Origin of the sequence: Sphingomonas sp. FARSPH (assembly GCF_003355005.1) — a bacterium.
Taxonomy (GTDB): domain Bacteria; phylum Pseudomonadota; class Alphaproteobacteria; order Sphingomonadales; family Sphingomonadaceae; genus Sphingomonas.
Map to the genome: position 1 here is coordinate 1727612 of NZ_CP029985.1, position 26573 is coordinate 1754184.

Sequence of the window (26573 nt, forward strand, 5' to 3'; positions counted from 1 at the left end):
GAAAGAGGCAAGCAAAAGCGGGTCGGGCCATAGACGTGCCGTCAGCGCGCCAGTTCCCGCCAGCCGATGTCGCGGCGGCAGAAGCCATCGGGAAAGCGGATCGCATCGACCCCGCGATAGGCGGCGTCGCGCGCCGCGCCGATGTCCGCGCCCGACGCCGTCACCGCCAGCACGCGCCCGCCCGCGGCGACCAGCCGGTCCCCGTCGGATCGCGTGCCCGCCTGGAACACGACAGCGCCCGTCGCCTCCGCCGCATCGATCCCGTCGATCGTGCCCCCTGCTATGGGCGTGCCGGGATAGCCCCTCGCCGCGAGCACCACCGTCATCGCCACATCCGCGACGAAGGCGGGCGGCGGGGCCGTATCCAGTCGTCCTTCTGCCACCGCGAGCAACAACTGCACCAGGTCGCCGCGGAAGCGCAGCATCAGCACCTGGCATTCGGGATCGCCGAACCGCGCGTTATATTCGATCAGCTTCGGCCCCGTCGGCGTCAGCATCAGCCCGGCATACAGGACGCCGCTGAACGGCATGCCATCTTCGGCCATTGCCTTCACCGTCGGCGCGACGATCTCGTCGATCGCGCGGCGTTCCAGTTCAGGCGTCAGCACGGGGGCGGGGCTGTATGCGCCCATGCCGCCGGTGTTGGGGCCGGTATCGCCCTCGCCGACGCGCTTGTGATCCTGCGCGCTGCCGAACGGCATCAGGCTCGTGCCGTCGGTCAGGACGAACAGGCTCGCCTCCTCGCCGGTCAGGAATTCCTCCAGCACGACCGGCGCGTCGCCGGCGGCGAACATCGCGTCGAACGCCTCGGCCGCCTCCGCCTCGCTCGCGGCGATCACCACGCCCTTGCCTCCGGCGAGCCCGTCCGCCTTGATGACGACGGGATAGCCGAACGTCGTCGCCAGCGCGGCTTCCGCCTCTGCGCGGCTGCCCACGCGGACGTAGCCGGCGGTCGGGATGTTCGCGCGGCGGCACAGGTCCTTGGTGAAGCCCTTCGACCCTTCCAGCTGCGCGGCGGCCTTGTCCGGCCCGAACACCGCGATGCCGGCGGCGCGCAGCGCATCGCCCAGCCCGTCGACCAGCGGCGCCTCGGGCCCGATCACCACCAGGCCGATCGCATGATCGCGCACGAACGCGACGACGGCGGCATGATCCGTCGCATCCAGCGCGGCGCAGGTCGCGTGCGCGGCGATCCCGGGGTTGCCTGGCGTCGCATAGAGCGTATCGAGGGTCGGCGACTGCGCCAGCCTCCACGCCAATGCGTGTTCGCGTCCGCCGGAGCCGACCAACAGGACGTTCATGCCCGATCCCTTCCTCGATGATGACCCGCGGCTGCTAGCCGAGCCGCGCCCCGGCGACAACGCGCTCGCGCTGTCGGTCGGCGAACTCAGCTTCAAGCTGAAGCGGATGGTGGAGGGCGAATTCGGCCATGTCCGCCTGCGCGGCGAGATTTCCGGCTACAAGCGCGCCGCCTCCGGTCACGCCTATCTCTGCCTCAAGGACGACCAGGCGGTGATCGACGGCGTGATGTGGAAGGGGCAGATGGCGGGCCTCGCCTTCGCGCCGCAGGACGGCGTCGAGGTGATCGCGACGGGCAAACTCACTACCTATCCCGGCCGATCGAAATATCAGGTCGTCATCGAGCGGATGGAGCTCGCCGGCGCGGGCGCGCTGATGGCGCTGTTCGAAAAGCTCAAGGCCGGCCTCGCCGCAGAGGGGCTGTTCGACCCCGCGCGCAAGCAACGCCTGCCGTTCCTGCCGGGCACGATCGGCGTCGTCACCTCGCCGACCGGTGCGGTGATCCGCGACATCCTTCACCGGCTGGAGGATCGTTGCCCCAGCCACGTCGTCGTCTGGCCCGTGAAGGTGCAGGGCGCAGGCGCAGCGGACGAGGTGGCGGCGGCGATCCGCGGCTTCGATGCCTTGCCCGCCGAAGGCCCAGTGCCGCGCCCCGATCTCGTCATCGTCGCGCGTGGCGGCGGCTCGATCGAGGATCTGTGGGCGTTCAACGAAGAGGCGGTGGTGCGCGCGGTCGCGGACTGCACGATCCCGATTATCTCGGCGGTCGGCCACGAGACCGACACCACCTTGTGCGATTATGCCGCCGATCTGCGCGCCCCGACGCCGACCGCGGCGGCGGAACTGGCGGTGCCGGTGCTCGCCGACCTGCGCCTGTCGGTGCAGAGCCATGCGGCGCGCACGCTGCGCTGCGCCAGCCGCTACGTCGAGCGCGGACGCGAGCGGCTCAGCGCGACCGCGCGGCTGCTGCCCAGGCGCGACGCGCTGCTCGGGCCGCAGCGCCAGCGTGCCGACGAGGCGGGCCAGCGGCTCGACCGCGCGCTCGAACGGCGGATCGCGGTGGCGCGCGGGCAGCTCGACCGCAACGGCGGCGCGCTCCGCCCCGCGGTGCTGCAACGCCAGTGGGAGGCGGCGCGGCACCGTCTCGAGGCGACGTGGCGGCTCGCCCAGTCGCTCAACCCTGATACGGTGCTCGACCGTGGCTATGCGCGCATCACCACGCGCGCCGGCGAGACTTTGGTCAGCGCCGAGTCTGCGCGCACCGCGGTGGCGCTGACCCTGCGTTTCCGGGACGGCGCGGTCGACGCGATCGTGGCGGCGGACGACGGCATGATCGCGCGCCCAAAGGCGGAGCGCGCGCGTTCCAAACCACCGGCCGTCGCCAGAGGCGACCAGCCGACCTTGCTTTGACAGGATATCCATGATGCTCGTATCGAACAGCGATCGTCCGGCCCGGCTGCATTACATGGCCAACGGCTTTCGCGTGCTCAGCCCCGGCGACCACGTCACTTGCGCGGTGACGGGCGCGCGTATCCCGCTCGACATGCTGCGCTACTGGAGCGTCGCGCGCCAGGAAGCCTACGCCAATGCCGACCAGGCGGCCGAGGCGCTGCGCCCGCAATGAGCCTGCGCGCGGCGATCGGTGTGGCGATGCTGCTCGTGTCGGCGGGAACCGCCGCGCAAGACGATGTGACGGCCGGGGTGCCCGCGGCGACGGGCGGCTTTCGCTGGACGGGTACGCTCAGCCAGGGCGGCCTGATCCGCGGCACGGTGCCCGCCGGAACGCGCAGCCTCGCGCTCGATGGCCGGCCCGTCCCGCTGGCCGGCACCGCCTTCGTCATCGGCTTCGACCGGGACGCCGCCCCGGTCGCGACGCTGGTCGCGACGCGCACGGATGGCAGCGCGGTGACGCAGCGGCTCGCGGTCGCGCCGCGCGCGTGGCGGATCGAGCGGCTCGACACGTTGCCGCGCTATCCCGCGCCCGACCCCGTCTTCGCCCGGCTGCGTCCGCCCGAACTCGCGCAGATCGCCGCCGCGCGCGCGCTGCGCACCGACGCGAATGGCTGGCGCCAGTCCTTCGCCTGGCCTGCGACGGGGCGTATCTCCGGCCTGTTCGGGGCGCAGCGCGTCTATCGCGGCGAAGCGGGGGCCTATCACGGCGGCGTCGACGTCGCGCTCCCCACCGGGACGCTCGTCCGCGCGCCCGCCGACGGCGTTGTCATCCTCGCCGCCGACCATCCCTTCACGCTGGAGGGCAATCTGCTGATGATCGACCACGGCCTCGGTCTCAACAGCGCCTTCCTCCATCTCTCGCGCATAGACGTCAGGGTCGGCGACCACGTCCGCCAGGGCCAGGTGATCGGTGCCGTCGGCGCCACCGGCCGCGCAACGGGGCCGCACCTCCATTGGGGCATGCGCTGGGACGAAGCACGCCTCGACCCGCTCCTCATCGCCGGCGCGATGCCGGGTCGGTAACGCTGCTCGCGCTTGCAGCATTTTTGCTACGTGTGCTTACGTATTAGGCACATTTTGCATCGCGGAAAGGGGCGCATAGGCCCGCGGTGTGGCTTTTCTGGCACATTGTTCACCAAAGCTACACATGCGCGCCGATGCCGACTTTACAGTTCTACAGTACGTCTGCTTTGTTTCCCTTCATGTCTCGTGGAGACCGATCAGGCGGTCTTTGGGGGCTTGGTAAGGCCTGGCTATCGACACCGCGCGAAGCGGGTCGGACGGCTAGGCTAAGCGAGGGAAACACATGATCCATACTCTTGATTTCGCGCGTCGCGTATTGCGCGGCGGCACCGCTCTACAGGCATTGGCTCTGGTCGGGGCGGGCGTAGGGGCAAACTTCGCCGCGGCGCCAGCTAGCGCGCAGGATTATACGACTGGCGCTGTTCGCGGGGCCGTCGTCGACACCGATGGGAAAAGCGTAGCAGGCGCGCAGGTTACCCTGCGATCGCAAGGCCAGGGGCAAACCCGCACGTTCACCACTAACGGTGATGGCTCTTTTTCCGCGGCCGGCCTGACGCCGGGAGGATACGACGTCACGATCGCAGCTAGCGGCTACCGTGATTTTTCGGGTGTTATCAGCATAGCTGCTGCTCAGGAAAGCCGTGTCACACTTACGGTCGCTGGCGTTGATGTCGCGAACGACATCGTCGTAAAGGCGCAGCGGGTCCGGCAAGATTTCACCAAGACCACCACCGGCATCAATATCGATGTGCCGACGATCGCAACGCAGATTGCGTTGCCGCGGTCGGTCACGGCGCTGACCTTGCTCGCCCCAGGAACGACGCGTGGCGTTGCAGGGTTTGGCGACGTCGCCTCGATCAGCGGGTCTTCAGTCGCTGAAAACGCGTATTACATCAACGGATTGAATATCACCAATCCTGACACGTACGTTGGCGGTGCGCAGGTTCCGTTTGATTTTTACAAGACGGTCGACGTTCAAACCGGCGGCTACGCCGCGGAATTCGGACGGGCGACGGGCGGCATCGTCAATGCCACTACGAAGTCGGGTACCAATGCCCCATTCATGGCGATCCATGGCAATTTCACGCCAGCGGGAACGATCTCTCATCTGCCTAACATCGGTGATCCGAAGAATCCTTCGTCTATCGGTGCCCTGTCAAGCAGTGACACGTCGCAGTTGACGGTTGAGGCTGGTGGTGCGCTGATCAAGGATCACGTGTTCCTCTACGGTCTTTTCACTGATAATCGCGTCATCACGAAGAACGCATATTCGTCGGCGCGCAACTACGAACGCACGAAGAACACGGATCCATTCTACGGTGGCAAGGCCGACGTGTATTTCACATCGACCCAGCATCTGGAATTCACGTACTTCAATACGAACTCGCGAACCTACGTAACTGACTATACGTTCACGCCTAATGCGCAGTTTACTGGCGGGACGATAGGTGCCTTCAAAGCGGGCGAGATCAATCGTATTGGCGGAAGCAACTGGGTCGGTCGCTATACAAGCGGCATAACTGATTTCTTCCAGATTTCTGGCGCATACGGAATCAGTAAGGACAATAACGATATCGTTCCCGCCGATACGGCGTCCTATTATGTTCGTGATCAGCGTGCCTCGACCTCTCCAACTGGCACAACTTCGACCAGAATCATTTCCTCGACGCAGGCATATCAAGGAAATACTATCGACCAAACGCGGCGCGAATTTTACCGCGTTGATGGCGATCTGCGCTTTTCCCTGCTTGGGACGCACCATGTTCGGTTCGGGTTGGATAACGAAAACCTGAGCGAGACAAAGTTGAACCAGCTGAATGGTACGCTGCCAATTCGCTACACGTATACCAATACGGGGGTGCAGCTGCTTTACGAGCGGCTTGGTGGTCAAGTTTCCGGCCAGGATCGCGCATATTATCTGCAAGATTCATGGGAGCCGGTATCCGGTCTCACCCTAAACCTCGGTATCCGGGACGACGAATTCCGCCAATCGAACCTGTCTGGTCAGCAATACCTGAATTTCAAGGGAAATTGGGGTCCGCGGGTTGGCTTTAGCTATGTGCCCAATGGCGACTCGCCGTTCAAGTTTACGGGTAGCTACGGACGCTATTTCATTCCCCCCGCCATGAATCTTGGATTCCGTGGTCGAGATTTGTACTTCGCGGAATACTTTAATTATCCAGGCGCCGTCACCGCCGCACAAAATCAGGCGATTGCCGGTACGTTCCGGACGGATCCGGTAACAGGCCTGCCGCTCCTGGCGCTGGGCTCCGCCCAAACGTTCCGCACCGGCTCTGGCTATGGCTCTGCGTGCCCCGCTAATATTTCCTCGGCGCCCGGTAATCCGGTCAACGGGGCCGCAACCTGTCTGGTGCTTGGTGGCGGTGTCCAGGATCCTGCTTATGCTAAGGTTGCTCCAGGCACCAAGGCTACGTACGAGGACGAGATCATCCTGGCGGCGCGCTATCAGGTTACGCCTCTGCTGGCGGTTTCGCTCACCGGCACGCACAGGGCTTTGTCGCGTGTCTCCGAGGACACGGATTTTGCGCCCATCATCGCAAATCAACTCGGCTGTAACGGCACCACGCCGTCCGGTACGGCCGCACAATGCGACTTTTACACGAATAATTCGACCTATTATATCTGGAATCCAGGAAGCTCGACTTTGAAGGTTCGGGATTGGCTGGATGGTTCGAAGACGCTGACGCTGACCGGCCTTGCCTTCCCCAAACCACGTCGGACTTATGATGCGGTCACGCTTGAATTCGTGCGGGCCGATGACGGCAAATGGTTCGCGCGCGGGTCTCTGACCTGGTCGCGTCTGCGTGGTAATACGGAGGGTACCGTCAAGTCCGACGCCGGTAATGGCGCTCAGACGGACGCAGGCTCGACGCAGGACTTCGATTATCTTGGCCTGACCGATTACAGCTACGGACGACTTCCGAACGATCGGGCGCTCAATTTGAAGCTGTTCGGTTCGCTTCACATCGGCAACAATCTGCTCATCGGCGGAAACCTGCAAGTGCAGTCGCCGCTGCCGGGGTCCTGTGAAGGCTTCCATCCGACCGATGCCAACGCGGGAGGCTATGGCGCGTCGAGCTATTATTGTGCTTACGCGCTTGACCCTGCTAGCGGAAACTACACGGCAACCCGCCCGTCTCCGCGCGGTACCGGCTACCGTTCTGACTGGCTCGTGCAGTTCGATCCCTCGGTTCGTTTCACGCTTCCGGAAGCGTGGGGCTTTGGAAAAGGTTTTGTGCTGCGAGCAGATGTGTTCAACGTGTTCAATTCTCAGTCTGTTTTGCAACGTTATGTTCAGCATGAGACCGCACAATTGGCGCCGGGTCTGAACGGTGTCTATGTTCCCGATCCGCTGTACGGCACCCCGACCGTCTACCAGCAGCCCAGGTCGTTCCGTTTCGGTTTCGACATGGCCTTCTAAAGGCGAATTGAGGTAGTCTTTTTTAGGGGGCGAAGTATCTTCGCCCCCTTTTTTTAGCTGACATTCAAAACTAACCGTCCCTCGCCCTCGTCGACATGCACGATCGACCCGTCCTTCACCTCGCCGCGCAGGATCGCCTCCGCCAGCGGATCCTGGAGATACCGCTGCACTGCGCGCTTGAGCGGCCGCGCGCCGTAGACGGGGTCGTAGCCGACCCGGCCTAGCCACGCCCGCGCCGCATCCGTCAGGTCGAGCGTCACCTTGCGGTCGGCGAGCAGCTTGCCGACGCGCGCGACCTGGATGTCGACGATCGGCCCCATATGCGCCTGGCCCAGGCGATGGAACAGGATCACCTCGTCCAGCCGATTGAGGAACTCGGGCCGGAAATGCGCGCGGACGATCTCCATCACCTGTGGCTCGACGGTGTCGACCGCCTGGCCTTCCTCGAGATTGGCGAGATACTGGCTGCCAAGGTTGCTGGTCAGGATGATGATCGTGTTGCTGAAATCGACCGTGCGGCCCTGACCGTCGGTCAGGCGGCCGTCGTCGAGCACCTGGAGCAGCACGTTGAACACGTCGCCGTGCGCTTTCTCCACCTCGTCGAACAGCACGACCTGATACGGCCGGCGTCGCACCGCTTCGGTCAGCACGCCGCCTTCCTCGTAACCGACATAGCCCGGGGGCGCGCCGATCAGGCGGGCGACGGCGTGCTTCTCCATGAACTCGCTCATGTCGATGCGCACCATCGCGGATGCATCATCGAACAGGAATTCGGCGAGCGCCTTGGTCAGCTCGGTCTTGCCGACGCCCGTCGGCCCCAGGAACAGGAAGCTGCCCAGCGGCCGGTTCGGATCCTGCAGCCCCGCGCGCGCGCGCCGTACCGCGGTCGACACGGCGCGCACCGCCTCGCTCTGTCCGATGACACGCGCGCCAAGCACTTCTTCCATCCGCAGCAGCTTCTCGCGCTCGCCCTCCAGCATCCGATCGACGGGCACGCCGGTCCAGCGGCTGACGACCCCGGCGATATCGTCGGCGGTCACCTCTTCGCGCAGCATCGCGCCCTTGGTGGAGCCCTGCGCCTCCGCGAGCTGCTTCTCGAGCGCCGGGATGCGGCCGTAGGACAGCTCGCCCGCCTTGGCGAGGTCGCCGCCACGCTGCGCCTGGTCCAGTTCGAGCCGCGCGGCGTCGAGCTGTTCCTTGAGCTTCGCCTCGCCCGCGATCTTGTCCTTCTCCGCAAGCCAGCGCGTGGTCAGCTCGGCGGATTGCTGTTCGAGGTTCGCGAGTTCACCCTCGATCTTCTCGAGCCGGTCCTGCGACGCCTCGTCCGTCTCGCGGCGAAGGCCCTCGCGCTCGATCTTGAGGCGCAGGATGCGACGGTCGAGGCTTTCGATCTCCTCCGGTTTCGATTCGACTTCCATCCGTATTCGGCTCGCGGCCTCGTCCATCAGGTCGATCGCCTTGTCGGGCAGGAAGCGGTCGGTGATGTAGCGGTTGGACAGCGTCGCCGCCGACACCAGGGCGCCGTCGGTGATGCGCACGCCGTGGTGCATTTCATATTTGTCCTTGAGCCCGCGCAGGATGCTGATCGTATCCTCGACGGTCGGCTCGCCGACGAAGACGGGCTGGAAGCGCCGCTGGAGCGCGGGGTCCTTCTCGACATGCTTGCGATATTCGTCGAGTGTGGTCGCGCCGACGCAGTGCAGTTCGCCACGGGCGAGCGCGGGTTTCAACAGATTGCCCGCGTCCATCGCGCCTTCGGATTTGCCCGCGCCGATCAGCGTGTGCATCTCGTCGATGAACAGGATGATGTCGCCCTCGGCGGCCTTCACCTCGTCGATGACGCCTTTCAGCCGCTCCTCGAACTCGCCGCGATATTTCGCGCCCGCGATCAGCGCGCCCATGTCGAGCGCCATCAACGTCTTGTCCTTCAGGCCATCGGGCACGTCGCCGTTGGCGATGCGTAGCGCGAGGCCCTCGACGATCGCGGTCTTGCCGACGCCGGGTTCGCCGATCAACACGGGGTTGTTCTTGGTGCGGCGCGCGAGCACCTGGATCGTGCGGCGGATCTCCTCGTCGCGGCCGATCACGGGGTCGAGCTTGCCGTCGCGCGCCGCCTGCGTCAGGTCGCGCGCGAACTTCTTGAGCGCGTCGTACCGGTCTTCGGCGCCTGCGGTGTCGGCGGTCCGCCCCTGACGCAGCTGGTTGATCGCGGCGTTGAGCCCCTCCGCGGTTGCGCCCGATGCCTGTAGCGCCTTACCCGCGGCGGTGTTGAGCGACAGCGCCAGCGCGACGAGCAACCGTTCGACGGTGACGAAGCTGTCGCCCGCCCTCTGCGCGATCTGTTCCGCCTGATCGAGCACGCGGACAGCATCGTTCGACAGTCCGGGCGAGGATTGCGCGCCCGAACCCGAGACGGCGGGGATTTTCGCCAAGGCAAGATCGGTGTCGGCGATGGCGCGGCGCGGGTCTCCGCCTGCCGCCTGGATCAGGCCTGCGGCCATGCCCTGCTCGTCCTCGAGCAATGCCTTCAGCAGATGTTCGGGGGCGATCTGCTGATGGTTCATGCGGATCGCGACGGTTTGCGCGGACTGCAAAAAGCCCTTCGCCCGGTCGGTGAATTTTTCGAGGTTCATCTGGTGTCCCTGTTTCCTTTGGGTGTCAGATGGTGTTGCATTTGGGCAACACAAGGGGTTATGTTGATGATCGGGTCGCAACCCGTCGACCGTCAAGGCGAAACACCCGATCGCGTCATGTTATCCTATTGTCTGGCGTCCTCACGCCGTTATGCTCCGCTCAAACACCGGTTGGGGAGAATGACGATGAAAACGCTTTGGCTCGCAGGGGCGGCCACCCTCGCGCTCGTCGCGCCCGCAACGGCACAAACGGCGAAGCCGGTGCCGGCGGCGACGCTGATCAAGCAGGTGAACATCCCGTATCAGGCGTTCACGCTGAAGAACGGCCTGCGCGTCATCGTCAGCACCGATCGCAAGGCGCCGATCGTCGCGGTCAGCGTCTGGTACGACGTCGGCGCGAAGCACGAGCCCAAGGGATCGACGGGTTTCGCGCATCTGTTCGAACATCTGATGTTCAACGGGTCGGAGAATGCGCCGGGCGACTTCTTCGAACCCCTGAAACAGGTGGGCGCGACCGATTTCAACGGCACGACCAACCTCGATCGCACCAATTATTTCGAGACGGTGCCGACGGCGGGGCTGGAACGCGCACTGTTCCTCGAATCCGATCGCATGGGCTATCTGCTCGGCGCGATCACACAGGCGAAGCTCGACGAGCAGCGCGGCGTCGTCCAGAACGAAAAGCGACAGGGCGATAACCAGCCCTATGGCCTGACGCGCTACAAGGTGACCGAAGGGCTGTTCCCGGCAACGCACCCCTATGGCCATGACACGATCGGCTCGATGGCCGACCTCGATGCAGCGAGCCTCGAGACGGTGAAGAACTGGTTCCGCGATCACTATGGCCCCAACAATGCGGTGCTGGTGCTGGCGGGCGATATCGATGTCGCGCAGGCCAAGCCTTTGGTCGAAAAGTATTTCGGCGCGATCCCGGCGGGCCCGAAGAGCGTCCGCCCAGTCGCGCCCGTGCCGACGCTGGCGGCGCCCAAGGCCGAAACGATCAAGGACCGCGTCGCTGCGGTGATGGTCAGCCGCTATTGGGCGATCCCCGGCGGCGACACCCCCGATGCCGCGTCCCTTGAGGTCGCCGGGTCGGTGCTCGGCGGCCTCGCGTCCAGCCGGCTCGACACCATCCTGGTCAAGCAGGAAAAGCTCGCGGTCAGCGCCTCGGCGGCCGCCATCCCGGGGGCGCAGGTCGGGACGTTCGCGATCCGGGCGATCGTCCGCGCTGGCGTCGACCCCGCGCTGGTCGGGCGGCGGATCGACGAGATCCTCGCCGATTTCCTGGCGACGGGGCCGACCGCGGACGAGGTCAACCGCGTCGTCACGACGCGCGCAGCCGGCACGATCGGTGGCCTGGAGTCGGTCGGCGGCTTTGGCGGCAAGGCGGTCGCGCTGGCGCAGGGTGCGCTGTTCTACAACGATCCGGGCTATTACAAGAAGCACCTGGCCGCGCTGGCGGCGCAGACGCCCGCGAGCGTCAAGGCCGCAGCCGACAAATGGCTGAGCCGCCCCGCCTATGCATTGACCGTCGAGAAGGGGCCGCGCGCCGCCTATGAGGAGGCCCGCGTCCCGGCGCCGGCGGCCGTGGCGGCCGCGCCCGACACGCCGGTCAAGGGTACGCGCGGGCCGCTGCCGGTGGTCGGTCCCGTCACGGGCCTGACCTTTCCGACCGTCCAGCGCGCGCGACTGAGCAACGGGATCGAGGTCGTCTACGCACAGCGGAGCGCGGTGCCGGTGACGCAAATCGCGGTGTCGTTCGACGCGGGGGTGGCAGCCGACGTGCCGGGCAAGCTGGGCACGCAGGGCGTGACGCTGGCGATGATGGACGAAGGGATCGAGGGCATGACCTCCATCCAGCTTGCGGAGGCGAAGGAGCGGCTGGGGGCGCAGTTCGGGGCGAACGGCACGCCGGATCGCACCTTGGTCCAGCTGGGGGTGCCGAGCGCCAATCTCGCCCCCGCGCTCGACCTGTTCGGCAAGGTGGTGCGTGCGCCGACCTTTCCGGAGGCGGAACTCGCCCGCGTCAAGCAACAGACGCTCGCCGGCATCGCGCAGGAACTGACCAGTCCCAACGGGCTCGTCGGTCGCGTGCTGCCCCCGTTGCTCTACGGCCCCGCCTATCCCTATGCGAAGGCGCAGGGCGGGGGGGATCCGCGCGCCGTGGCGGCGTTGACCCGCGCCGATCTCATCGCCTTCCAGCGGGCGTGGCTGCGCCCGGACAAGGCCAAGATTTTCGTCGTCAGCGACCGGCCGCTGGCAGAGGTGCGTGCCGCGCTCGACGCGCGTTTCGGCGACTGGCGGCCGATGGGTCCGGCGGGCGTCAAGGACTTCTCTGCCCCGCCGCAGCCGTCCGCTCCCCGGATCGTGCTGGTCGACCGGCCGGACAGCCCGCAGTCGGTGGTGATCGGCGCGATCCCGACCGCGCTGAAGGGTACGCAGGACCTGCTGCCCGTCACGACGGCGAACGATGCACTGGGCGGCAGCTTCCTCAGCCGGCTCAACATGGACCTGCGCGAAACGCGTCACTGGTCCTATGGCGCCAACGGCCGTTTCCAGACGACGGTGGAGGCCGCGCCCTACGTCATCAGCGCGCCGGTGCAGGCGGACCAGACCGGCCCGTCGCTGGCGTCCGCACGGACGGACGTCGTCGAATTCCTGACGAAGCAGCCGATGACGCAGGAGGAGTTCGACCGTGCGATCAAGGGCGGGATCAACGCGCTGCCGGGCAGTTACGAAACGTCGGGCGCGGTGCTCGTCGCGATGCAGTCGAACGACACCTACAGGCGACCCGACGATTACCAGATGACGCTGGCGACGCGCCTGCGCGGCTATACGCTGGCCGATCTCAACGGCGCGATCCGCGGCGCGATCGATCCGAACAAGGCGTTCTGGGTCGTCGTCGGCGACGCGGCGAAGGTCAAGCCGCAGCTTGACACCCTGGGGCTGCCGGTCGAGGTCATTCCGGCGAACGCGGTCGCCGGCGCCCCCGCCGGCGGCGCGCCGGTCGCGAAGTAACGCCTGGTTTTGGGAGAGTGACGATGGCCGATATCGACGGCACCTGGGATTGCACCGTCAAGTCGCCGCTGGGCGACCAGAATATGACGCTGACCATCGCCACCGACGGGGGCAGCTTCACCGGCTCCGCGTCCGGCGCGATGGGGTCTAGCGATATCGCGGGCGACGCGGCGGGCAACACGATCACCTGGAAGCAGCAGATGACCTCGCCGATGCCGATGACGCTGGATATCGAGGCGACGGCGGACGGCGACACGCTGACCGGTTCGGTCGGCGCCGGCGCCTTCGGCAGCTTCCCGCTGTCGGGCACGCGCACCGCGTGACGGGATCGTCCCGCTGATCTTCCGGCCCGCTCCCCGCCGCCTCGACGCGGCAGGGGGCGGGCCTTTTTCGTTTTCGCCCGCTCCCGTCTCGCCTTCGCACTCGAAAGAGGTTGTCCGATGAAACGCCCGTTGCTGCTCGCTTCCGCCACCGCCCTGCTGCTGACCGCCGGCGCCGCCCCGGCGCAGCAGCGGATCAAGCCCGTCACCTGGACGGAACGGCCCGCGACGCCGCCCGCGAAGGAGGATACGTACGGTTACGTCCGCCGCGTCGTCGACATTCCGATGCGCGACGGCATCAAGCTGCACACCGTGATTGCGATCCCGAAGGGCGCGCACGATGCCGGTATCTTGATGACGCGCACGCCCTATGACGCGGAAAAAGCGCTCGGCGATAACCCCGGTTTCTACGCCGCGCCGACCGCGGATGGCGCGACCGGCGACGATGCGATCACCGAAGCGGGCTATATTCGCGTCTTTCAGGACGTGCGCGGCATGCACGGGTCGCAGGGCGGATACGTCATGAACCCCGCGCCGGTCGGCACGCCGTTCAACCCCAGCCAGGTCGATGATTCGACCGATACGTACGACACGATCGACTGGCTGGTGAAGAACATCAAGGAATCGAACGGGCGCGTCGGGATCACCGGAATCAGCTACGACGGGTTCCTGTCGCTGATGCCGCTCATCAACCCGCATCCGGCGCTGAAGGTCGCGGTGCCGATGAACCCGATGGTCGACGGCTGGCGCGGCGACGACTGGTTCCACAACGGCGCATTCCGCGAAACGATGCTGCCCTATATCCTGGGGCAGGAGGCGACCGCCGCGGCGGACACGCCGTTCCGCACCGGCTATGCCGACGATTACGAATATTACCTGAAGATGGGCTCTGCCGGCGCGGTCGCGAAGGCGAAGGGCGTCGACAAGATGGGCTTTTATCAGAAGCTGGTCGAGCACTCCGCCTACGACAGCTACTGGCAGAGCCAGGCGATGGATCAGGTGCTGGCGAAACAGCCGTTCAAGGTGCCGATGATGCTGGTCGACGGCCTGTGGGACCAGGAGGACATCTACGGCGCGCCGGCGGTCTATCGCGCCTTGAAGCCCAAGGACGCGAACAACGACATGGTCTTTCTGTCCGCGGGGCCGTGGTTCCACGGCCAGGAAGCGGGCGACGGTAATGCGCTGGGCGCGATCAAGTGGGACAGCGACACCGCCAAATGGTGGCGACGCCACGTGCTCGCGCCCTTCCTTGCCCATTATCTGAAGAGCGACCAGCCCGCGATGGACGTCGCGCCGGTGACGGTCTTCCAGACCGGTGCGAACGAATGGCAGCGGCTGCAATCCTGGCCGGCCGTGGCGGACGCGAAGGCGACGCCGCTTTACCTGAAGCCCGGCGGCGCGTTGGGATTCGATCCGGCGGCCGGGGCCGCGCAGACGGTGGATTACGTATCCGACCCCCGCGCGCCGGTGTCGTTCCGTGTCCGCCCGCTCAAACCGACCTACGCGCCCGGATCGACGTGGCGCCAGTGGCTGGTCGACGATCAGCGCGGCGTATCGGGGCGGCCCGACGTCATCACCTTCACCACCGAACCGCTGACGCAGGCGGTGACCGTCGCCGGCGTGCCGGAAGTCCACCTGACCGCATCGACGAGCGGCACCGACAGCGACTGGGTGGTCAAGCTGATCGACGTCTATCCCGAAGGGATGAAGGCGGATCAGGCGATGGCCGGATATCAGCTGGCGGTGTCGATGGACATCTTCCGCGGCCGCTATCGCGAGAGCCTGGCGGAGGCAAAGCCGATCGCGGCGAACACGCCCTTGCCCTATAACTTCGCGCTACCGATGGTGAACCACGTCTTCCTGCCCGGCCACCGCATCATGGTGCAGGTGCAGTCGAGCTGGTTCCCGCTGTACGATCGCAACCCGCAGACGTTCGTGCCCAACATCTTCAACGCCAAGCCGGGCGATTTCGTCGCGGCGACGCAGAAGGTGACCGTGTCGGGCGCGGGCGCCAGCTATATCGCGCTGCCCGTCGTCAAGTGACCGGGCGGCCCCCCACGCGGAGTCGGCGGGATTAATGCCGCCGCGTGCCCCCGATCGTCGCGCGCTGGCGCTCGCGATCGGGGCGCATGCCGCGATCCTGGCGCTGTTGCTGAAGGCGCACGGGACGCTGCCGGTACGTCCGGACATGCCGGCGCTGGCGGTGTTCGACGTGCCGCCACCACCGCCGCCGCCACCGCCGGTCGTATCCAAGCCGCCGCCGCCGCGCCCGCCGATGCCGGCGCGCAAGCCCGCGGGTGGATCGCCGCCACCGCCGCCGCCGCCGGAGCGCGTCGACACGACGCCGCTGCCGGTCGCGCCGCCGGCGCCGCCGGCCGTCGCCTCGCCGTTCGCCGCGGATGGCGTGCCCGCGCAACTGGCGGGGACGGGCCGCGACGCGGCCGGGACGGGGCGGGGCACAGGTGGCGGCAGCGGCGACGGAATCGGGCCGGGCGACGGCGGGGTCCGCTATGCGAGGGCGGAATGGATCCGCATGCCGCCGCCCGATGCGATGCAGGCGAACTGGCCACGCGAATCGATCAAGCGGCGCGTGCCGGGGCGGGTCGAACTGGGCTGCTACGTCCCCCGACCGGGCCCGCCGCGACGCTGCTGGCTGCTCAGCGAGACGCCCAAGGGCTTCGGCTTCGGTAAAGCGGCCATGGCGCTGTGGGGGCAGTTCCGTATCCGACCCGTGCGGCGGAATGGCGAGCCGCTCGACGTGCCGGTGGTCGTGCCGGTCAACTTCATGATGCCGGCAGCGCCGCCCTTGCCGAAATGATGCATCGCGCGAGTCTTGACAAAATTGACACCTAAACGGGTAATGTCGTGTCGGGTTAGTAAAATAAAGTTTCGCGAGACATTTTTACGCGGTGAGTTTTCGGACAGGGGGGCTGAGCGATGTTCTGCGATCAGCACAAGCGGGACCCCGGATCATGTCCGGGGTGACGACGTATGACTGGCCTGCTGTCGATGGGCACGCACGGACGTCGGATCGGTCGACTAAGGAGCCGGCGCGAAACGATCGGGCGGTTCCGTTTCACCGTGACCTTGGGCTGCCATGAGAAAGAGCGCGCCGACTTCCGCGGGCACCCCGTGTACCACGTTTGTTCTGTTTTGGATAGCCCCGTTCAGCGCGTGACGCGGGTGACATGGCCCATCTTGCGACCGGGTCGCGCCTCGCCCTTGCCATAGAGGTGCAGATGCGCGCCGGGTTCGGTCAACGCGTCCGCCCACGGGTCCTCGCCGATCAGATTGCGCATCTCGACGCGGCCGGTCGGAGTCGTCGCGCCCAGCGGCAGGCCGCAGATCGCGCGGATGTGGTTCTCGAACTGCGAGGTTTCCGCGCCCTCGATCGTCCAATGGCCGGAATTGTGGACGCGCGGTGCCATCTCGTTGAACACCGGGCCTTGGTCGGTCGCGAAGAATTCGCACGCGAGCACGCCGACATAGTCGAGCGCGTCGGCGATGCGGCAGGCGAGCGCGGTCGCCTCTTCCGCCTGCGCGACCACTTCGGCAGGCGCGGGTATAGTGGAAGTGCGCAGGATCGCGTCGCGATGGACGTTGTGCGGCGGGTCGTAGCGGACGGCGACGCCATCGTGGCCGCGCGCGATCAGGATCGAAAATTCGTGGTCGAAGCGGATGAAGCCTTCCAGCACCGCGGGGCCGCCGATCGTATCCCACACGCTGCCTGCGTCGGCGGGCGTCGCGATCACTGCCTGCCCCTTGCCGTCGTAGCCGAAGCGCGTCGTCTTCAGGATTGCGGGTGTGCCGATGCGCGCGATCGCGGCGTCGAGGTCGGCGCGGCTGTTCACTGCCGCCCAGGGGGCGGGGCGGCCGCCGACCTTTTCGACGAAGCTCTTTTCCGCGATCCGGTCCTGCGCGACGCGCAGCGCGGCGGGCGCGGGGTGGACGGGGACGCGCGCCGCCAGCCATTCGACGGGGACGACGTCGATATTCTCGAACTCGTAGGTGACGACATCGCACGCCGCCGCGAAATCGGCGAGGACGATGCGATTGTGGTAATCGGCGCGCGTCAGGCTGGACGCGGTCTGCGCGGCGACGCTTTCGCGATCGGGCGCGAGGACATGCGTGCGGTAACCGAGCTGCGCCGCCGCGACGGCGAGCATGCGGCCGAGCTGGCCGCCACCGAGAATGCCGATCGTCGCGCCGGGATCGAGCCTCATGCCGGATCGACCGCGACGCTGTCGGTCTGGCGGCGGCGCCAGTCCTGAAGCCGCTGCGACAGCGCGTCGTCGCCGATCGCGAGGATCGCGGCGGCGAGCAGCCCGGCGTTGATCGCACCGGCCTTGCCGATCGCGAGGGTGCCGACGGGAATGCCGCCGGGCATCTGGACGATCGAGAGGAGGCTGTCCTGCCCCTTCAGCGCCTTGCTTTCGACGGGCACGCCCAGCACGGGCAGATGCGTCATCGCGGCCGCCATGCCGGGCAGGTGCGCCGCGCCGCCGGCGCCGGCGATCACCACCTTCAGCCCGCGGCCGGCGGCGGTCTTCGCATAATCGTAGAGGCGGTCGGGGGTGCGATGCGCGGACACGACCCTGGTTTCATGCGGCACGCCGAGGTCGTCGAGCACGGTCGATGCGTGGCGCATCGTGTCCCAGTCGGACGTCGATCCCATGATGATGCCGACCAGAGGCTCTGTCACGCGTTGCTCCTCGCGAGGGAGACGCTGCCTAGCCAAAGGTGCGGGGGAGGGCAACGGTGGAGGGGGACGGCGGGCGCGCTTACGCCGTTGGGTTGGAGCGGCAGGGGGTAGGGTATGCGGCGCTGCGCCTCGAAGGCCTCGTCATTCCCGCGCAGGCGGGAATCCAGAGACGTCGACGCTGCGGCTCCTTCCATGCGCTGCGCGTCTGGATCCCCGCCTGCGCGGGGATGACGGCGAAGGGCGCGTGTCCGTTGCCACTTTCGTCATCCCGGCGGACGCCGGGACCCACGGACACGCGCCATCGGCGGTGATGCGCCGCCATTCGCCGATCACCTCCATGGGTCCCGGCTTTCGCCGGGATGGCAAGGGTGATGAAGCCGGTCAGCGCTCGCTCAGATAATAACGGTCGGTGGCGTTGAGCTGGTCGTCGAGCTGATAGACGATCGGCTGGCCGGTCGGGATTTCGAGGCCCGTGATCTCCTCGTCCGAAATGCCGGACAGATGCTTGACCAGCGCGCGCAGCGAATTGCCGTGCGCGGAGATCAGCACGCGCTGGCCGTCCTTCAGCGCGGGCGCGATGCGGGCATCCCAATAAGGCAGGACGCGGGCGATCGTGTCCTTCAGGCTTTCGGTCTGGGGCACGGCGATGCCGGCGTAGCGGCGGTCCTGGCTGAGGTCGTATGCGCTGCCCGCTTCGAGCGGTGGCGGCGGCACGTCGAAGCTGCGGCGCCAGATGTGGACCTGTTCGTCGCCATGGCGGGCCGCGGTCTCCGCCTTGTCGAGGCCGGTGAGGCCGCCATAGTGGCGCTCGTTGAGGCGCCAGTCCTTCTCGACCGGCAGCCACAGCCGGCCCATCGCCTCGAGCGCGAGGTTCAGCGTCTTGATCGCCCGCGTCTGGAGCGAGGTGAAGGTCATGTCGAAATCGAGGCCTTTGGCCGCCATCAGTTCGCCCGCGGCGCGCGCTTCGGCCGCGCCCTTTTCGGTCACGTCGACGTCCCACCAGCCGGTGAAGCGGTTTTCGAGGTTCCAGGCGGACTGGCCGTGGCGGATCAGGACGAGCGTGGGCATCAGGCCTCCAATATCAGGGTCATGTAGCGATTCTGCGTGCTGTCGGCGGGATAGTCGGCGAAGGCGCCGCAGTCCACGAAGCCGAAGCGGCGGTACAGCGCATGCGCCGGCGCGAAGCGGTCGCCGGTGCCCGTTTCCAGGCTCAACCGGGCGATGCCTTGCGTGCGTGCATGCGCGATCAGCGCGGCCAGAACCGCCGCGGCGACGCCCTTGCGGCGATGCGCGTCGGCGGTGCGCATCGATTTCAGCTCGGCGTGATCGTCGTCCAGCCGCTTCACCGCGCCCATGCCGACCAGCGCATCGCCATCCCAGGCGGTGAAGAAGGCAGTGTCGGGCGCCCGGAGCTTTGCGGCGCCGAGCGCGAAGCGAAAGGCGGCATCGCCGTCCGCCTGCGCGAAGGCGAGATGCTCGGCGATCAGCGCCGCCGCCGCCGGTGAGCAGGGGTCGTCGCGGCGAACCTCGATCACAACGTGTCGATCATCCCGGTGAGGACCTCGAGGCAGGACACGGCCAAAGCCTTCGACCGTTCGCCCGACCAGCCGAATTCGGCATCGGGATTGGGATCATGGTCCTTGAACGGCATTTCCAGCGTCACCGACACCGTGCCGAAGCGGTGCGCGAGCTGGTTGGTCGACATCGACAGGTTGGCGTTGCCGGCACTTGCCTTCTCATAGCCCTTCTCGACCTGGAAATCGGGCGTGTGCGCGGCGAGGCGGCGGCCTAAGTCGTAGAATTTGGCGCCGTGATCCTCGGTCCAGTTGGGGATGCCCTCATAGCCCGCGATGAAGTTCGCCGGGATCGCCTCGTCGCCATGGACGTCAATCGCGAAGACGACGCCGGTTTCGTCCATCGCGTTGCGCACGCACAATACTTCCGGGCTGCGTTCCGCGGTCGGGGCGTGCCATTCGCGGTTGAGGTTCACGCCCGCGGCATTGGTGCGCAGATGGCCGCGGCGGGTGCCGTCGGGGTTCATGTTGGGGACGACGTGGACCGTCGCCTTTTCCAGGAGCGGCCGGGCGGCGTCGCTGGTCAGCCAGTCGAGCGCGCCTTCCATCCACCATTCCGCCATCGATTCGCCCGGATGCTGGCGCGCGTACAGCCACACCGGCTTCGGCCCCGCGCCGATCCGGAAATAATCGATCGCCTGCCCGTCGAGCGAGGTGCCGAGCTGGCGGTGCGTGACGCCGGGCGCCTGCGCGATGCGTGCGACCAAAGCCTCGTGCATCTCCATGGTGTAGGGCGCGAAATAGGCGAACCAGGCGAGTTCGCCGTCGACCTGATAGTCGAACGACAGCACGCCGCCTTCGTAGCGGGTGTCGATCATCCGCCAATGGATTCGATCGGTGCTCGCGCGCGTCCGGTAGCCCGGCCAGCCGAACGGATAGGCCGATTCGCCCGCATTGAGGATGCGGAGCGTCAGCCGCCGCCCGCGCGCGCCGGCGACGCGGAACGAGAACCACTGGAAGAAATCCGACTGATGATCCTTGACGATCTCCAGGTCGACGCGATCCCCGTCGATCGCGACGAGCCGGATGTTGCCGCCGTCGAAGGCGGCGTTGATCTGTATGGTCATTTGACCTCGATAGTGCGGCCGGACTCGCCCGGGAACCCCACGAACAACGCATGGGCGAGGCGCGGCGCCTGTTCGTCGGCGCTCCTGATATCGCTGATCCCCTGCGCCTGGCCTTCCCAGACGGGCGACTGGTCGCGGCCGTTCTTGATCGTCACCGACAGGCGCGCGGCGAGCACTTCGGTGGGGCGACGCTTGCCGATCGGGAAGCTGATGCCGCCGCCGAGGCCCACGCCGCCACCACGATAGCCGCCGCTATAGCCGCCTCCGCCCAGGCCGATGCTGACCGGCGGCTGGCGCGGCGGGCCTTCCTGCGTCGTGCGGGTGAAGTTGACGGTCGCGACGTAATCGGGCCGCGCGCCGGCGGCGGGCAGCGTGTAGCCGAGTTTCAGCAGCTCGCCCTCGACCGCGGCGGCGTAGGTCTTGAACTCGATGCTGGGCGTGCCGGTGTCGAGCGGCTGGACCGCGATCGTCCCGCGCGCGATCGGCTGGTTCAGATGATAGCGCACGACCTGCGTCGGCGGCAGCGACGCGGTGGTGGCGCATCCGGCGAGCGCGATGCCCGCGAAGCCGAGGACGAGGAAGGGGCGAAGGGTCATGCGGCGAATCCCGATATAGTGACGCGTTGCGAAACGCTCTAAACACCCCGGCGTTGCTTGACTATTGCAGCGCTTCTGCCTAGGCGCTCGCGCTTTCTCCGACACCTTTCAATTCGAAAAGAAGCGAATCGATCATGAAGATCCGCAACAGCCTGAAGTCGCTCAAGGACCGCCACCGGGACAACCGCGTGATCCGTCGCCGCGGCCGCACGTACGTCATCAACAAGACCAACCGTCGTTTCAAGGCGCGTCAGGGCTAAGCAGCCATGCGCATGCCGACCGCCGTCATCTTCGACGTCGGCCGGGTCTTGTACGACTGGGACCCACGGTTCCTGTATCGGCGCCTGATCGACGACGATCGGGCGCTTGATGCGTTTGTGCGCGACGTCGTCACGCACGAATGGCATTTCCAGCATGATGCCGGACGCGACTTCGCCGACACCTCGGCGGAGCTTACGGCGCTGTTCCCCGAACATGCTGAGCTGATCCGCGCCTGGGGGCCGCGCTTCCTCGAGAGCATCGGCGATCCGATCCCCGGCATGCACGCGCTCGTCGACGAGCTGCATGCGCGCGCCGTACCGCTGTTCGCGATCACCAACTTCAGCCACGAATTCTGGCCGCCGTTCCGCGCGCGCGAGGCGGCGATGTTCGACCGGTTCCGTGATGTCGTCGTGTCGGGCGACGAGAAACTGGTGAAGCCCGATCCCGCCATCTATCGCCTGGCGCTCGACCGATTCGGGCTTGAGGCGGCGGAGACGGTGTTCATCGACGACAATGCGGCGAACATTGCCGGCGCGCAGAGCGTCGGGCTGATCGGGCTGCATTTCACCGGCGAGCCGACGCTGCGCCGGGAACTCGAGACGCTGGGGCTGCTGTAATCCCCCTCCCGCAAGCGGGAGGGGAGGTGCCTGCTCAGCCGTCGTCCTTCAATTCGTCGCCGATGATACGCACGACGTGGATGACGTTGGTCGATCCCGGGGTGCGGAAGGGGACGCCCGCCATCACGATGACGCGGTCGCCCGCCTTAGCAATGCCGGTGCGCAGCGCCATCCGCTTCGACTTGCCGACCATGTCCTCGAACGATTCGACGTCGCGTGTGTGGACCGCATGCGTGCCCCACAGCAGACCGAGCCGACGCGCCGTCTCCTTGTTCGGCGTCAGCGTCAGGATCGGCACCGGCGGCCGTTCGCGTGCGATGCGGCGCGCGGTCGAGCCGGACGTGGTGAAACAGATGATCGCCGTCGCCGACGTGGTATGCGCGATCGACTTCGCCGCCTCCGCCAGCGCGTCGGCGGTGGTCGGATCGGGGCGCGTCACGGTGAAGTGGATACGGTCGCCGTGGCCGGGGTCGCTTTCCACCGAGATGCCGATCGCATTCATCATCGCGACCGATTCGACCGGCCATGCGCCGGCCGCGCTTTCCGCAGACAGCATGATCGCGTCCGCACCGTCGTAGATGGCGGTGGCGACGTCGGACACCTCGGCGCGGGTCGGCGACGGGCTCTGGATCATCGATTCGAGCATCTGCGTCGCGACCACCACCGGGCGGCCGAGCCGGCGCGCGGTTTCGACGATGCGCTTCTGCAGCGGCGGTACCGTCTGCGGCGGCAGTTCGACGCCCAGGTCGCCGCGCGCGACCATCACGCCGTCGCACGCCTCGACGATCTCCTCGAGCCGGTCGATCGCCTGCGGCTTTTCGATCTTGGCGAGCAGCGCGGCCTTGCCGCCGATCAGTTTGCGCGCCTCCCACAGGTCCTCGGGCCGCTGTACGAAGCTCAATGCGATCCAGTCGACGCCCTGCTCGACCGCGAAGGCGAGGTCGCTGCGATCCTTTTCGGTCAGCGCGGCCATCGGCAGCACGACGTCTGGGACGTTGAGCCCCTTGTTGTTCGACAGCGGCCCGCCGACCTCGACCGTGGTGACGATCCGATCCGCGTCATGCTCGGCGACGCGCAGCACCAATTTGCCATCGTCGAGCAGCAGGCGGGCGCCCGGCTCGATCGCCTCGAAAATCTCGCGATGCGGCAGTTCGACGCGCGTCGCGTCGCCCGGCGCCGGGTCGCGATCGAGCACGAAGCGGCTGCCGTGTTCCAGCACGACCTTGCCGCCGTCGAACTTGCCGACGCGCAGCTTGGGGCCCTGAAGATCGGCCAGGATCGTGGTCGGGCGCCGGAATTCGCGTTCGAGGTCGCGGATCGCCTGGATCACGGGCACCTTCGATGCCTGGTCGCCGTGGCTCATGTTGATGCGGAAGGCGTCGGCCCCGGCCTGGAACAGGGTGGCGATCATCTCGGGGCTGTTGCTCGCGGGACCGAGGGTCGCGAGAACGCGCACTTTTCGCGATCTGGGCGCGATGGCAGTGGTCATGAATGGGGCTCCTGGGGAATGGCCGCCGTCCCCTCTAGTCCCTATCTGGTCGGGATCAACCATTGGAAGGGCCAAGCGCGCATGACCGATCCCCTCGACACGCTGGACGATACCGTCGCCGCTGCGGCGTTCCGTCGCCTCGTTCGCCATCTGCGCCACCGCACCGATGCGCAGAACATCGACCTGATGGGGCTTGCGGGTTTCTGCCGCAACTGCCTGTCGGACTGGATCGAGGAGGCGGGCGGCCTGTCGAAAGACGCGGCGCGCGAGACGATCTACGGCATGCCGCAGGCGGAGTGGAAGCGGCATTACCAGACGGAGGCGAGCCCCGAGCAGGTCGCGCGCATGGCGGACAGCGTCGCCCGGAACCGGCGTGACGCCGACCTCGACGAGGCGTTGGACGAAAGCTTTCCGGCGAGCGACCCGCCCGCAATGACCGAACCGGGTCGCCGAGAGGCTTGAGCGCATCGTGGTAAAGGCCTAGACGCGGCGCCCTGCCGGCGCGGCCGGTATCATCATCGAATCAGCAAGGAAGGGCCGCGACCGGTTCGCGGCGGGTGGGACATATGGCGGAAGAGCGTGGCGAAGGCATGGGCGGCGGGCACGTCGCGGCGGACGAACTGCGGCTGCTGATCGAGCGCGCCGAGCGGCTCGAAGAAGAGAAGAAGGGTATCGCCGACGACATCAAGGACGTGATGGCCGAGGCGAAGGGGCGCGGTTACGACCCGAAGGCGATCCGCAAGATCCTCTCGATCCGCAAGAAGAAGAAGGAAGAGTATCAGGAAGAGGAAGCGATCCTCGAGGTGTACATGCAGGCGCTCGGCATGATCTGAGCCCGCATCGGGCTTTCGCGGGTGTCGCGACGGCCCGATGTCCCGGCCTTTTCGGCCGCGTGCGGCGGCGCGTTCCGCCCGCAGGGCCGCTCAGTCGTCGGCGGCGACCGGATCGACGACGAGCAGCAACCGCGCCGCCGCCGGATCGGCGAGCGGCGGCGAACGGTGCAGGATCGCCGGCTCGGCAACGAGCCGCCGCCCCTTGAGCAGGGCGATGGCGTTACGCGGAATGTGCCGGATCGCGTCCGGCCGCGTCGCCTCCACCCATTGCGTGCCGGCACCGCGATAGGTGACGAGCAGGCGCGTCGTCACATAATCCATGTGAAAGCGGCGGCAGGCGTCGGTGACGATCCATTCCAGCCGGATGCGGACCGCCGCGACGCGGCGGATGCCCGCGTGGAAGCGCGCCAGCCGCGCGATGTCGATTGCCAGCGGGACGGCGAGGTCGGCGGGGTAGCCCGCCTCCATCAGCGCGCGTGGCAAATCCGACGCCAACTGGGCGACAGGCATGATCGTGTCGATCGATGCGATCGGATCGATCGCGAGCGTCCCAAGCGCGGCCAGCGCCGGATCGGTGTCGCGCGGACAGATCGCGAGCTGGCAGGACGAAGCGTCGATCGCCGCGGCGAGCGCGGGGAGGTCGTCGACAGGCGTGACGTGCGGACCATCGCAGGTGCGCGGGTCATCGAAAAGAGCGTGCATCGAATCGTGATGATACATCGTATCAAATTTGTCGAGTGGCCGATCCGCGCCGGCGAACGGGTCGCCGTTCACACGGCCTCGCTCGCCGCGGTCGTCCAGCCCAGGCGGGGGATGGTGATTGAGCGTTTGCCCGATAGATCGGTGCGCAGCACGAACAGTTCGCGGCTTTCGATGTAGCCGACGAGCCGGCGGACGCGGCCCAGCGAACTGGTGCCATAGGTTTCCGCGAGCGCGGCGTCGGACGGGCACGGCTCGCCCTCGCGCGCGGCACGGGCGACGAGCAGGAACGGGCCGATCATGTCCTCGGGCAAGGTATCGGCGAGCGCCATCGCCGCCGCCCATTCGGGATCGCTGACGTCGAAGATGCCGGCGCGTGCCGCGGACAGGCGCCGGGTGAAGCCGGCGAGGTCGAGCGGTGGCTTCGCCAGCCCTGCCATGCGGCAGCGGACCTGAAAGTCCTGGAACAGCACCGATGGCGGCCGCATCGCGGCATCGCCGTCCGCGACGATCGCACGCAGCACGTCGGCGTAGATCGTCTCGACCTCCTCGTCCGACTTGTCGGGCAGCGGCGCGAGACCGGGCTGGACCGGCGCGGGGCGTTCGATCGTGTCGAGCAGCTCGTCCGCAGGCACGCGGCGCGGACGCGGATCGAACGTCATCGGCAGCTGCGGCGCCGCCTCGGGCGGGGGCGCGAAGATCAGTTCCTGGAGATTCTCGACCGGCGCGGAAGGGAGCGGGGTCAATTTTGGGCTGCCCGAGCGTGCGCTCGTCTCGACCGCGCCGATCCTGACCGTGATCGGGCGGCGCGACACCGCGGGGCCGAGCGCCAGGAAGGTGCCGCGCGCGAGGTCGCGGATTGCCTCCGCCTGGCGCCGCTCCATGCCGAGCAGGTCGGCGGCGCGCGCCATGTCGATATCGAGGAAGGTGCGCCCCATCAGGAAGTTCGACGCTTCCGCGGCGACGTTCTTGGCGAGCTTCGCCAGCCGCTGCGTCGCGATGACGCCGGCGAGGCCGCGCTTGCGGCCGCGGCACATCAGATTGGTCATCGCCGACAGCGACGCACGGCGCACTTCTTCGGCGACCTCGCCGCCGCCCGCGGGCGCGAACAACTGCGCCTCGTCGACGACGACGAGCGCGGGATACCAATGGTCGCGTGGCGCATCGAACAGCGCCGACAGGAAGGCCGCGGCGCAGCGCATCTGCCCTTCCGCCTCCAGCCCTTCGAGGCTAAGCACGACGCTGGCGCGATGTTCGCGCAGGCGGCCGGCGATGCGCGCGATCTCGGCCTGCGAATAATCCGCCGCCTCGATCACGACGTGGCCGTAGGCGTCGGACAGCGTGACGAAGTCGCCTTCGGGATCGATTACCACCTGCTGCACCTGGCCCGCCGAGCGTTCCAGCATGCGGCGCAGCAGGTGCGACTTGCCCGACCCGGAATTGCCCTGGACGAGCAACCGGGTGGCGAGCAATTCTTCGAGGTCCATGGTCACGGGCGCGCCGCGTTCGTCGCTGCCCATGTCTACGCTGACGGTCATGATCGCCGCC

At 67.2% G+C, this 26573-nt stretch carries 23 protein-coding genes; 12 read left to right on the top strand and 11 right to left on the bottom strand.

Annotated elements, in window-relative coordinates; translation table 11 throughout:
* Positions 1 to 41: 41 nt before the first annotated feature.
* Complete coding sequence (gene purD, locus DM480_RS08450) at positions 42 to 1301, bottom strand: phosphoribosylamine--glycine ligase (protein WP_115378435.1); 1260 nt, start codon at positions 1299 to 1301, stop codon at positions 42 to 44.
* Here purD and xseA point away from each other — a divergent pair.
* The 4 genes from xseA (at position 1300) to DM480_RS08470 (ending at position 7216) form a co-directional block, all read left to right on the top strand.
* Entirely contained in the window at positions 1300 to 2709 is a 1410-nt protein-coding gene (xseA, locus tag DM480_RS08455) for an exodeoxyribonuclease VII large subunit (protein ID WP_115378436.1), read from the top strand. The two genes, purD and xseA, sit on opposite strands and share 2 nt — an antisense overlap.
* 13 nt (positions 2710 to 2722) lie before the next feature.
* On the top strand, positions 2723 to 2923 hold the full coding sequence (locus DM480_RS08460; RefSeq protein WP_115381035.1) for a DUF2093 domain-containing protein: 201 nt from the start codon (positions 2723 to 2725) through the stop codon (positions 2921 to 2923).
* Complete coding sequence (locus DM480_RS08465) at positions 2920 to 3774, top strand: M23 family metallopeptidase (protein ID WP_115378437.1); 855 nt, start codon at positions 2920 to 2922, stop codon at positions 3772 to 3774. Before DM480_RS08460 ends, DM480_RS08465 begins: the two co-directional genes overlap by 4 nt.
* 283 nt (positions 3775 to 4057) lie before the next feature.
* Positions 4058 to 7216, top strand: a complete 3159-nt coding sequence (locus DM480_RS08470; protein ID WP_115378438.1) for a TonB-dependent receptor — start codon at positions 4058 to 4060, stop codon at positions 7214 to 7216.
* Positions 7217 to 7269: 53 nt separating this feature from the next.
* Here DM480_RS08470 and clpB read toward each other — a convergent pair whose 3' ends face one another.
* Positions 7270 to 9849, bottom strand: a complete 2580-nt coding sequence (gene clpB, locus DM480_RS08475; protein WP_115378439.1) for an ATP-dependent chaperone ClpB — start codon at positions 9847 to 9849, stop codon at positions 7270 to 7272.
* Positions 9850 to 10029: 180 nt separating this feature from the next.
* Here clpB and DM480_RS08480 point away from each other — a divergent pair, with 180 nt between their 5' ends.
* The 4 genes from DM480_RS08480 to DM480_RS18730 all read left to right on the top strand — a co-directional run bounded on the left by DM480_RS08480 (position 10030) and on the right by DM480_RS18730 (position 16005).
* Complete coding sequence (locus tag DM480_RS08480) at positions 10030 to 12867, top strand: M16 family metallopeptidase (RefSeq protein ID WP_115378440.1); 2838 nt, start codon at positions 10030 to 10032, stop codon at positions 12865 to 12867.
* A 23-nt stretch (positions 12868 to 12890) separates the two neighbouring features.
* Positions 12891 to 13190 (top strand): hypothetical protein, encoded by a 300-nt coding sequence (locus DM480_RS08485; protein WP_115378441.1) that lies wholly within the window; start codon positions 12891 to 12893, stop codon positions 13188 to 13190.
* A gap of 117 nt (positions 13191 to 13307) precedes the next feature.
* A complete protein-coding gene (locus DM480_RS08490) occupies positions 13308 to 15230 on the top strand; it encodes a CocE/NonD family hydrolase (RefSeq protein WP_115378442.1) in 1923 nt (640 codons plus the stop codon).
* Between the two features lie 34 nt (positions 15231 to 15264).
* Positions 15265 to 16005 (top strand): energy transducer TonB, encoded by a 741-nt coding sequence (locus tag DM480_RS18730; RefSeq protein ID WP_115378443.1) that lies wholly within the window; start codon positions 15265 to 15267, stop codon positions 16003 to 16005.
* 349 nt (positions 16006 to 16354) lie between these two features.
* On the opposite strand, the gene DM480_RS08500 is transcribed toward DM480_RS18730, so the two are convergent.
* The 6 genes from DM480_RS08500 to DM480_RS08530 all read right to left on the bottom strand — a co-directional run bounded on the left by DM480_RS08500 (position 16355) and on the right by DM480_RS08530 (position 21126).
* On the bottom strand, positions 16355 to 17410 hold the full coding sequence (locus DM480_RS08500; RefSeq protein ID WP_115378444.1) for a 5-(carboxyamino)imidazole ribonucleotide synthase: 1056 nt from the start codon (positions 17408 to 17410) through the stop codon (positions 16355 to 16357).
* Positions 17407 to 17862 carry a 5-(carboxyamino)imidazole ribonucleotide mutase gene (gene purE, locus DM480_RS08505; RefSeq protein ID WP_115378445.1) on the bottom strand — a complete coding sequence of 152 codons (456 nt, stop codon included), beginning with the start codon at positions 17860 to 17862 and terminating at the stop codon, positions 17407 to 17409. The genes DM480_RS08500 and purE overlap by 4 nt, the downstream gene beginning before the upstream one ends.
* A gap of 408 nt (positions 17863 to 18270) precedes the next feature.
* The gene (gpmA, locus tag DM480_RS08515) at positions 18271 to 18957 is read right to left on the bottom strand and encodes a 2,3-diphosphoglycerate-dependent phosphoglycerate mutase (protein ID WP_115378447.1); all 687 of its coding nucleotides are present in this window, start codon (positions 18955 to 18957) and stop codon (positions 18271 to 18273) included.
* Positions 18957 to 19424 carry a GNAT family N-acetyltransferase gene (locus DM480_RS08520; protein ID WP_232833919.1) on the bottom strand — a complete coding sequence of 156 codons (468 nt, stop codon included), beginning with the start codon at positions 19422 to 19424 and terminating at the stop codon, positions 18957 to 18959. The genes gpmA and DM480_RS08520 overlap by 1 nt, the downstream gene beginning before the upstream one ends.
* Positions 19421 to 20530, bottom strand: coding sequence for a M14 family metallopeptidase (locus DM480_RS08525; RefSeq protein ID WP_115378448.1), 1110 nt, complete (start codon positions 20528 to 20530; stop codon positions 19421 to 19423). Before DM480_RS08525 ends, DM480_RS08520 begins: the two co-directional genes overlap by 4 nt.
* Complete coding sequence (locus tag DM480_RS08530; RefSeq protein WP_115378449.1) at positions 20527 to 21126, bottom strand: DUF4136 domain-containing protein; 600 nt, start codon at positions 21124 to 21126, stop codon at positions 20527 to 20529. Before DM480_RS08530 ends, DM480_RS08525 begins: the two co-directional genes overlap by 4 nt.
* Positions 21127 to 21260: 134 nt before the next feature.
* Between DM480_RS08530 and ykgO the strand changes: the two genes are divergently transcribed.
* A complete protein-coding gene (gene ykgO, locus DM480_RS08535) occupies positions 21261 to 21386 on the top strand; it encodes a type B 50S ribosomal protein L36 (RefSeq protein WP_003046794.1) in 126 nt (41 codons plus the stop codon).
* A gap of 12 nt (positions 21387 to 21398) precedes the next feature.
* Positions 21399 to 22004 (top strand): HAD family hydrolase, encoded by a 606-nt coding sequence (locus DM480_RS08540; RefSeq protein ID WP_232833920.1) that lies wholly within the window; start codon positions 21399 to 21401, stop codon positions 22002 to 22004.
* Between the two features lie 34 nt (positions 22005 to 22038).
* Here DM480_RS08540 and pyk read toward each other — a convergent pair whose 3' ends face one another.
* Complete coding sequence (gene pyk / locus DM480_RS08545; RefSeq protein WP_115378451.1) at positions 22039 to 23493, bottom strand: pyruvate kinase; 1455 nt, start codon at positions 23491 to 23493, stop codon at positions 22039 to 22041.
* Between the two features lie 81 nt (positions 23494 to 23574).
* On the opposite strand from pyk, the gene DM480_RS08550 reads away from it, so the two are divergent.
* Positions 23575 to 23955 carry a DUF1244 domain-containing protein gene (locus DM480_RS08550; protein ID WP_115381040.1) on the top strand — a complete coding sequence of 127 codons (381 nt, stop codon included), beginning with the start codon at positions 23575 to 23577 and terminating at the stop codon, positions 23953 to 23955.
* Positions 23956 to 24059: 104 nt separating this feature from the next.
* Positions 24060 to 24326: a DUF2312 domain-containing protein gene (locus DM480_RS08555; protein ID WP_115378452.1), complete on the top strand. Its 267-nt coding sequence runs from the start codon at positions 24060 to 24062 to the stop codon at positions 24324 to 24326.
* Between the two features lie 90 nt (positions 24327 to 24416).
* On the opposite strand, the gene DM480_RS08560 is transcribed toward DM480_RS08555, so the two are convergent.
* Together DM480_RS08560 and DM480_RS08565 are read right to left on the bottom strand one after the other, a co-directional pair.
* Complete coding sequence (locus DM480_RS08560) at positions 24417 to 25028, bottom strand: DUF1826 domain-containing protein (protein WP_198665777.1); 612 nt, start codon at positions 25026 to 25028, stop codon at positions 24417 to 24419.
* Positions 25029 to 25096: 68 nt separating this feature from the next.
* Positions 25097 to 26563, bottom strand: a complete 1467-nt coding sequence (locus DM480_RS08565; RefSeq protein ID WP_115378454.1) for an ATP-binding protein — start codon at positions 26561 to 26563, stop codon at positions 25097 to 25099.
* Positions 26564 to 26573 lie beyond the last annotated feature (10 nt).

Excerpts from the sequence above, each read along its gene's own strand:
- xseA (WP_115378436.1), top strand. The coding sequence starts at position 1,300 with ATGCCCGATCCCTTCCTCGATGATGACCCGCGGCTGCTAGCCGAGCCG.
- purD (WP_115378435.1), bottom strand. The coding sequence starts at position 1,301 with ATGAACGTCCTGTTGGTCGGCTCCGGCGGACGCGAACACGCATTGGCG.
- DM480_RS08460 (WP_115381035.1), top strand. The coding sequence starts at position 2,723 with ATGCTCGTATCGAACAGCGATCGTCCGGCCCGGCTGCATTACATGGCC.
- DM480_RS08465 (WP_115378437.1), top strand. The coding sequence starts at position 2,920 with ATGAGCCTGCGCGCGGCGATCGGTGTGGCGATGCTGCTCGTGTCGGCG.
- DM480_RS08470 (WP_115378438.1), top strand. The coding sequence starts at position 4,058 with ATGATCCATACTCTTGATTTCGCGCGTCGCGTATTGCGCGGCGGCACC.
- clpB (WP_115378439.1), bottom strand. The coding sequence starts at position 9,849 with ATGAACCTCGAAAAATTCACCGACCGGGCGAAGGGCTTTTTGCAGTCC.
- DM480_RS08480 (WP_115378440.1), top strand. The coding sequence starts at position 10,030 with ATGACGATGAAAACGCTTTGGCTCGCAGGGGCGGCCACCCTCGCGCTC.
- DM480_RS08485 (WP_115378441.1), top strand. The coding sequence starts at position 12,891 with ATGGCCGATATCGACGGCACCTGGGATTGCACCGTCAAGTCGCCGCTG.
- DM480_RS08490 (WP_115378442.1), top strand. The coding sequence starts at position 13,308 with ATGAAACGCCCGTTGCTGCTCGCTTCCGCCACCGCCCTGCTGCTGACC.
- DM480_RS18730 (WP_115378443.1), top strand. The coding sequence starts at position 15,265 with ATGCCGCCGCGTGCCCCCGATCGTCGCGCGCTGGCGCTCGCGATCGGG.
- DM480_RS08500 (WP_115378444.1), bottom strand. The coding sequence starts at position 17,410 with ATGAGGCTCGATCCCGGCGCGACGATCGGCATTCTCGGTGGCGGCCAG.
- purE (WP_115378445.1), bottom strand. The coding sequence starts at position 17,862 with ATGGGATCGACGTCCGACTGGGACACGATGCGCCACGCATCGACCGTG.
- gpmA (WP_115378447.1), bottom strand. The coding sequence starts at position 18,957 with ATGCCCACGCTCGTCCTGATCCGCCACGGCCAGTCCGCCTGGAACCTC.
- DM480_RS08525 (WP_115378448.1), bottom strand. The coding sequence starts at position 20,530 with ATGACCATACAGATCAACGCCGCCTTCGACGGCGGCAACATCCGGCTC.
- DM480_RS08530 (WP_115378449.1), bottom strand. The coding sequence starts at position 21,126 with ATGACCCTTCGCCCCTTCCTCGTCCTCGGCTTCGCGGGCATCGCGCTC.
- ykgO (WP_003046794.1), top strand. The coding sequence starts at position 21,261 with ATGAAGATCCGCAACAGCCTGAAGTCGCTCAAGGACCGCCACCGGGAC.
- DM480_RS08540 (WP_232833920.1), top strand. The coding sequence starts at position 21,399 with ATGCCGACCGCCGTCATCTTCGACGTCGGCCGGGTCTTGTACGACTGG.
- pyk (WP_115378451.1), bottom strand. The coding sequence starts at position 23,493 with ATGACCACTGCCATCGCGCCCAGATCGCGAAAAGTGCGCGTTCTCGCG.
- DM480_RS08550 (WP_115381040.1), top strand. The coding sequence starts at position 23,575 with ATGACCGATCCCCTCGACACGCTGGACGATACCGTCGCCGCTGCGGCG.
- DM480_RS08555 (WP_115378452.1), top strand. The coding sequence starts at position 24,060 with ATGGCGGAAGAGCGTGGCGAAGGCATGGGCGGCGGGCACGTCGCGGCG.
- DM480_RS08560 (WP_198665777.1), bottom strand. The coding sequence starts at position 25,028 with ATGCACGCTCTTTTCGATGACCCGCGCACCTGCGATGGTCCGCACGTC.
- DM480_RS08565 (WP_115378454.1), bottom strand. The coding sequence starts at position 26,563 with ATGACCGTCAGCGTAGACATGGGCAGCGACGAACGCGGCGCGCCCGTG.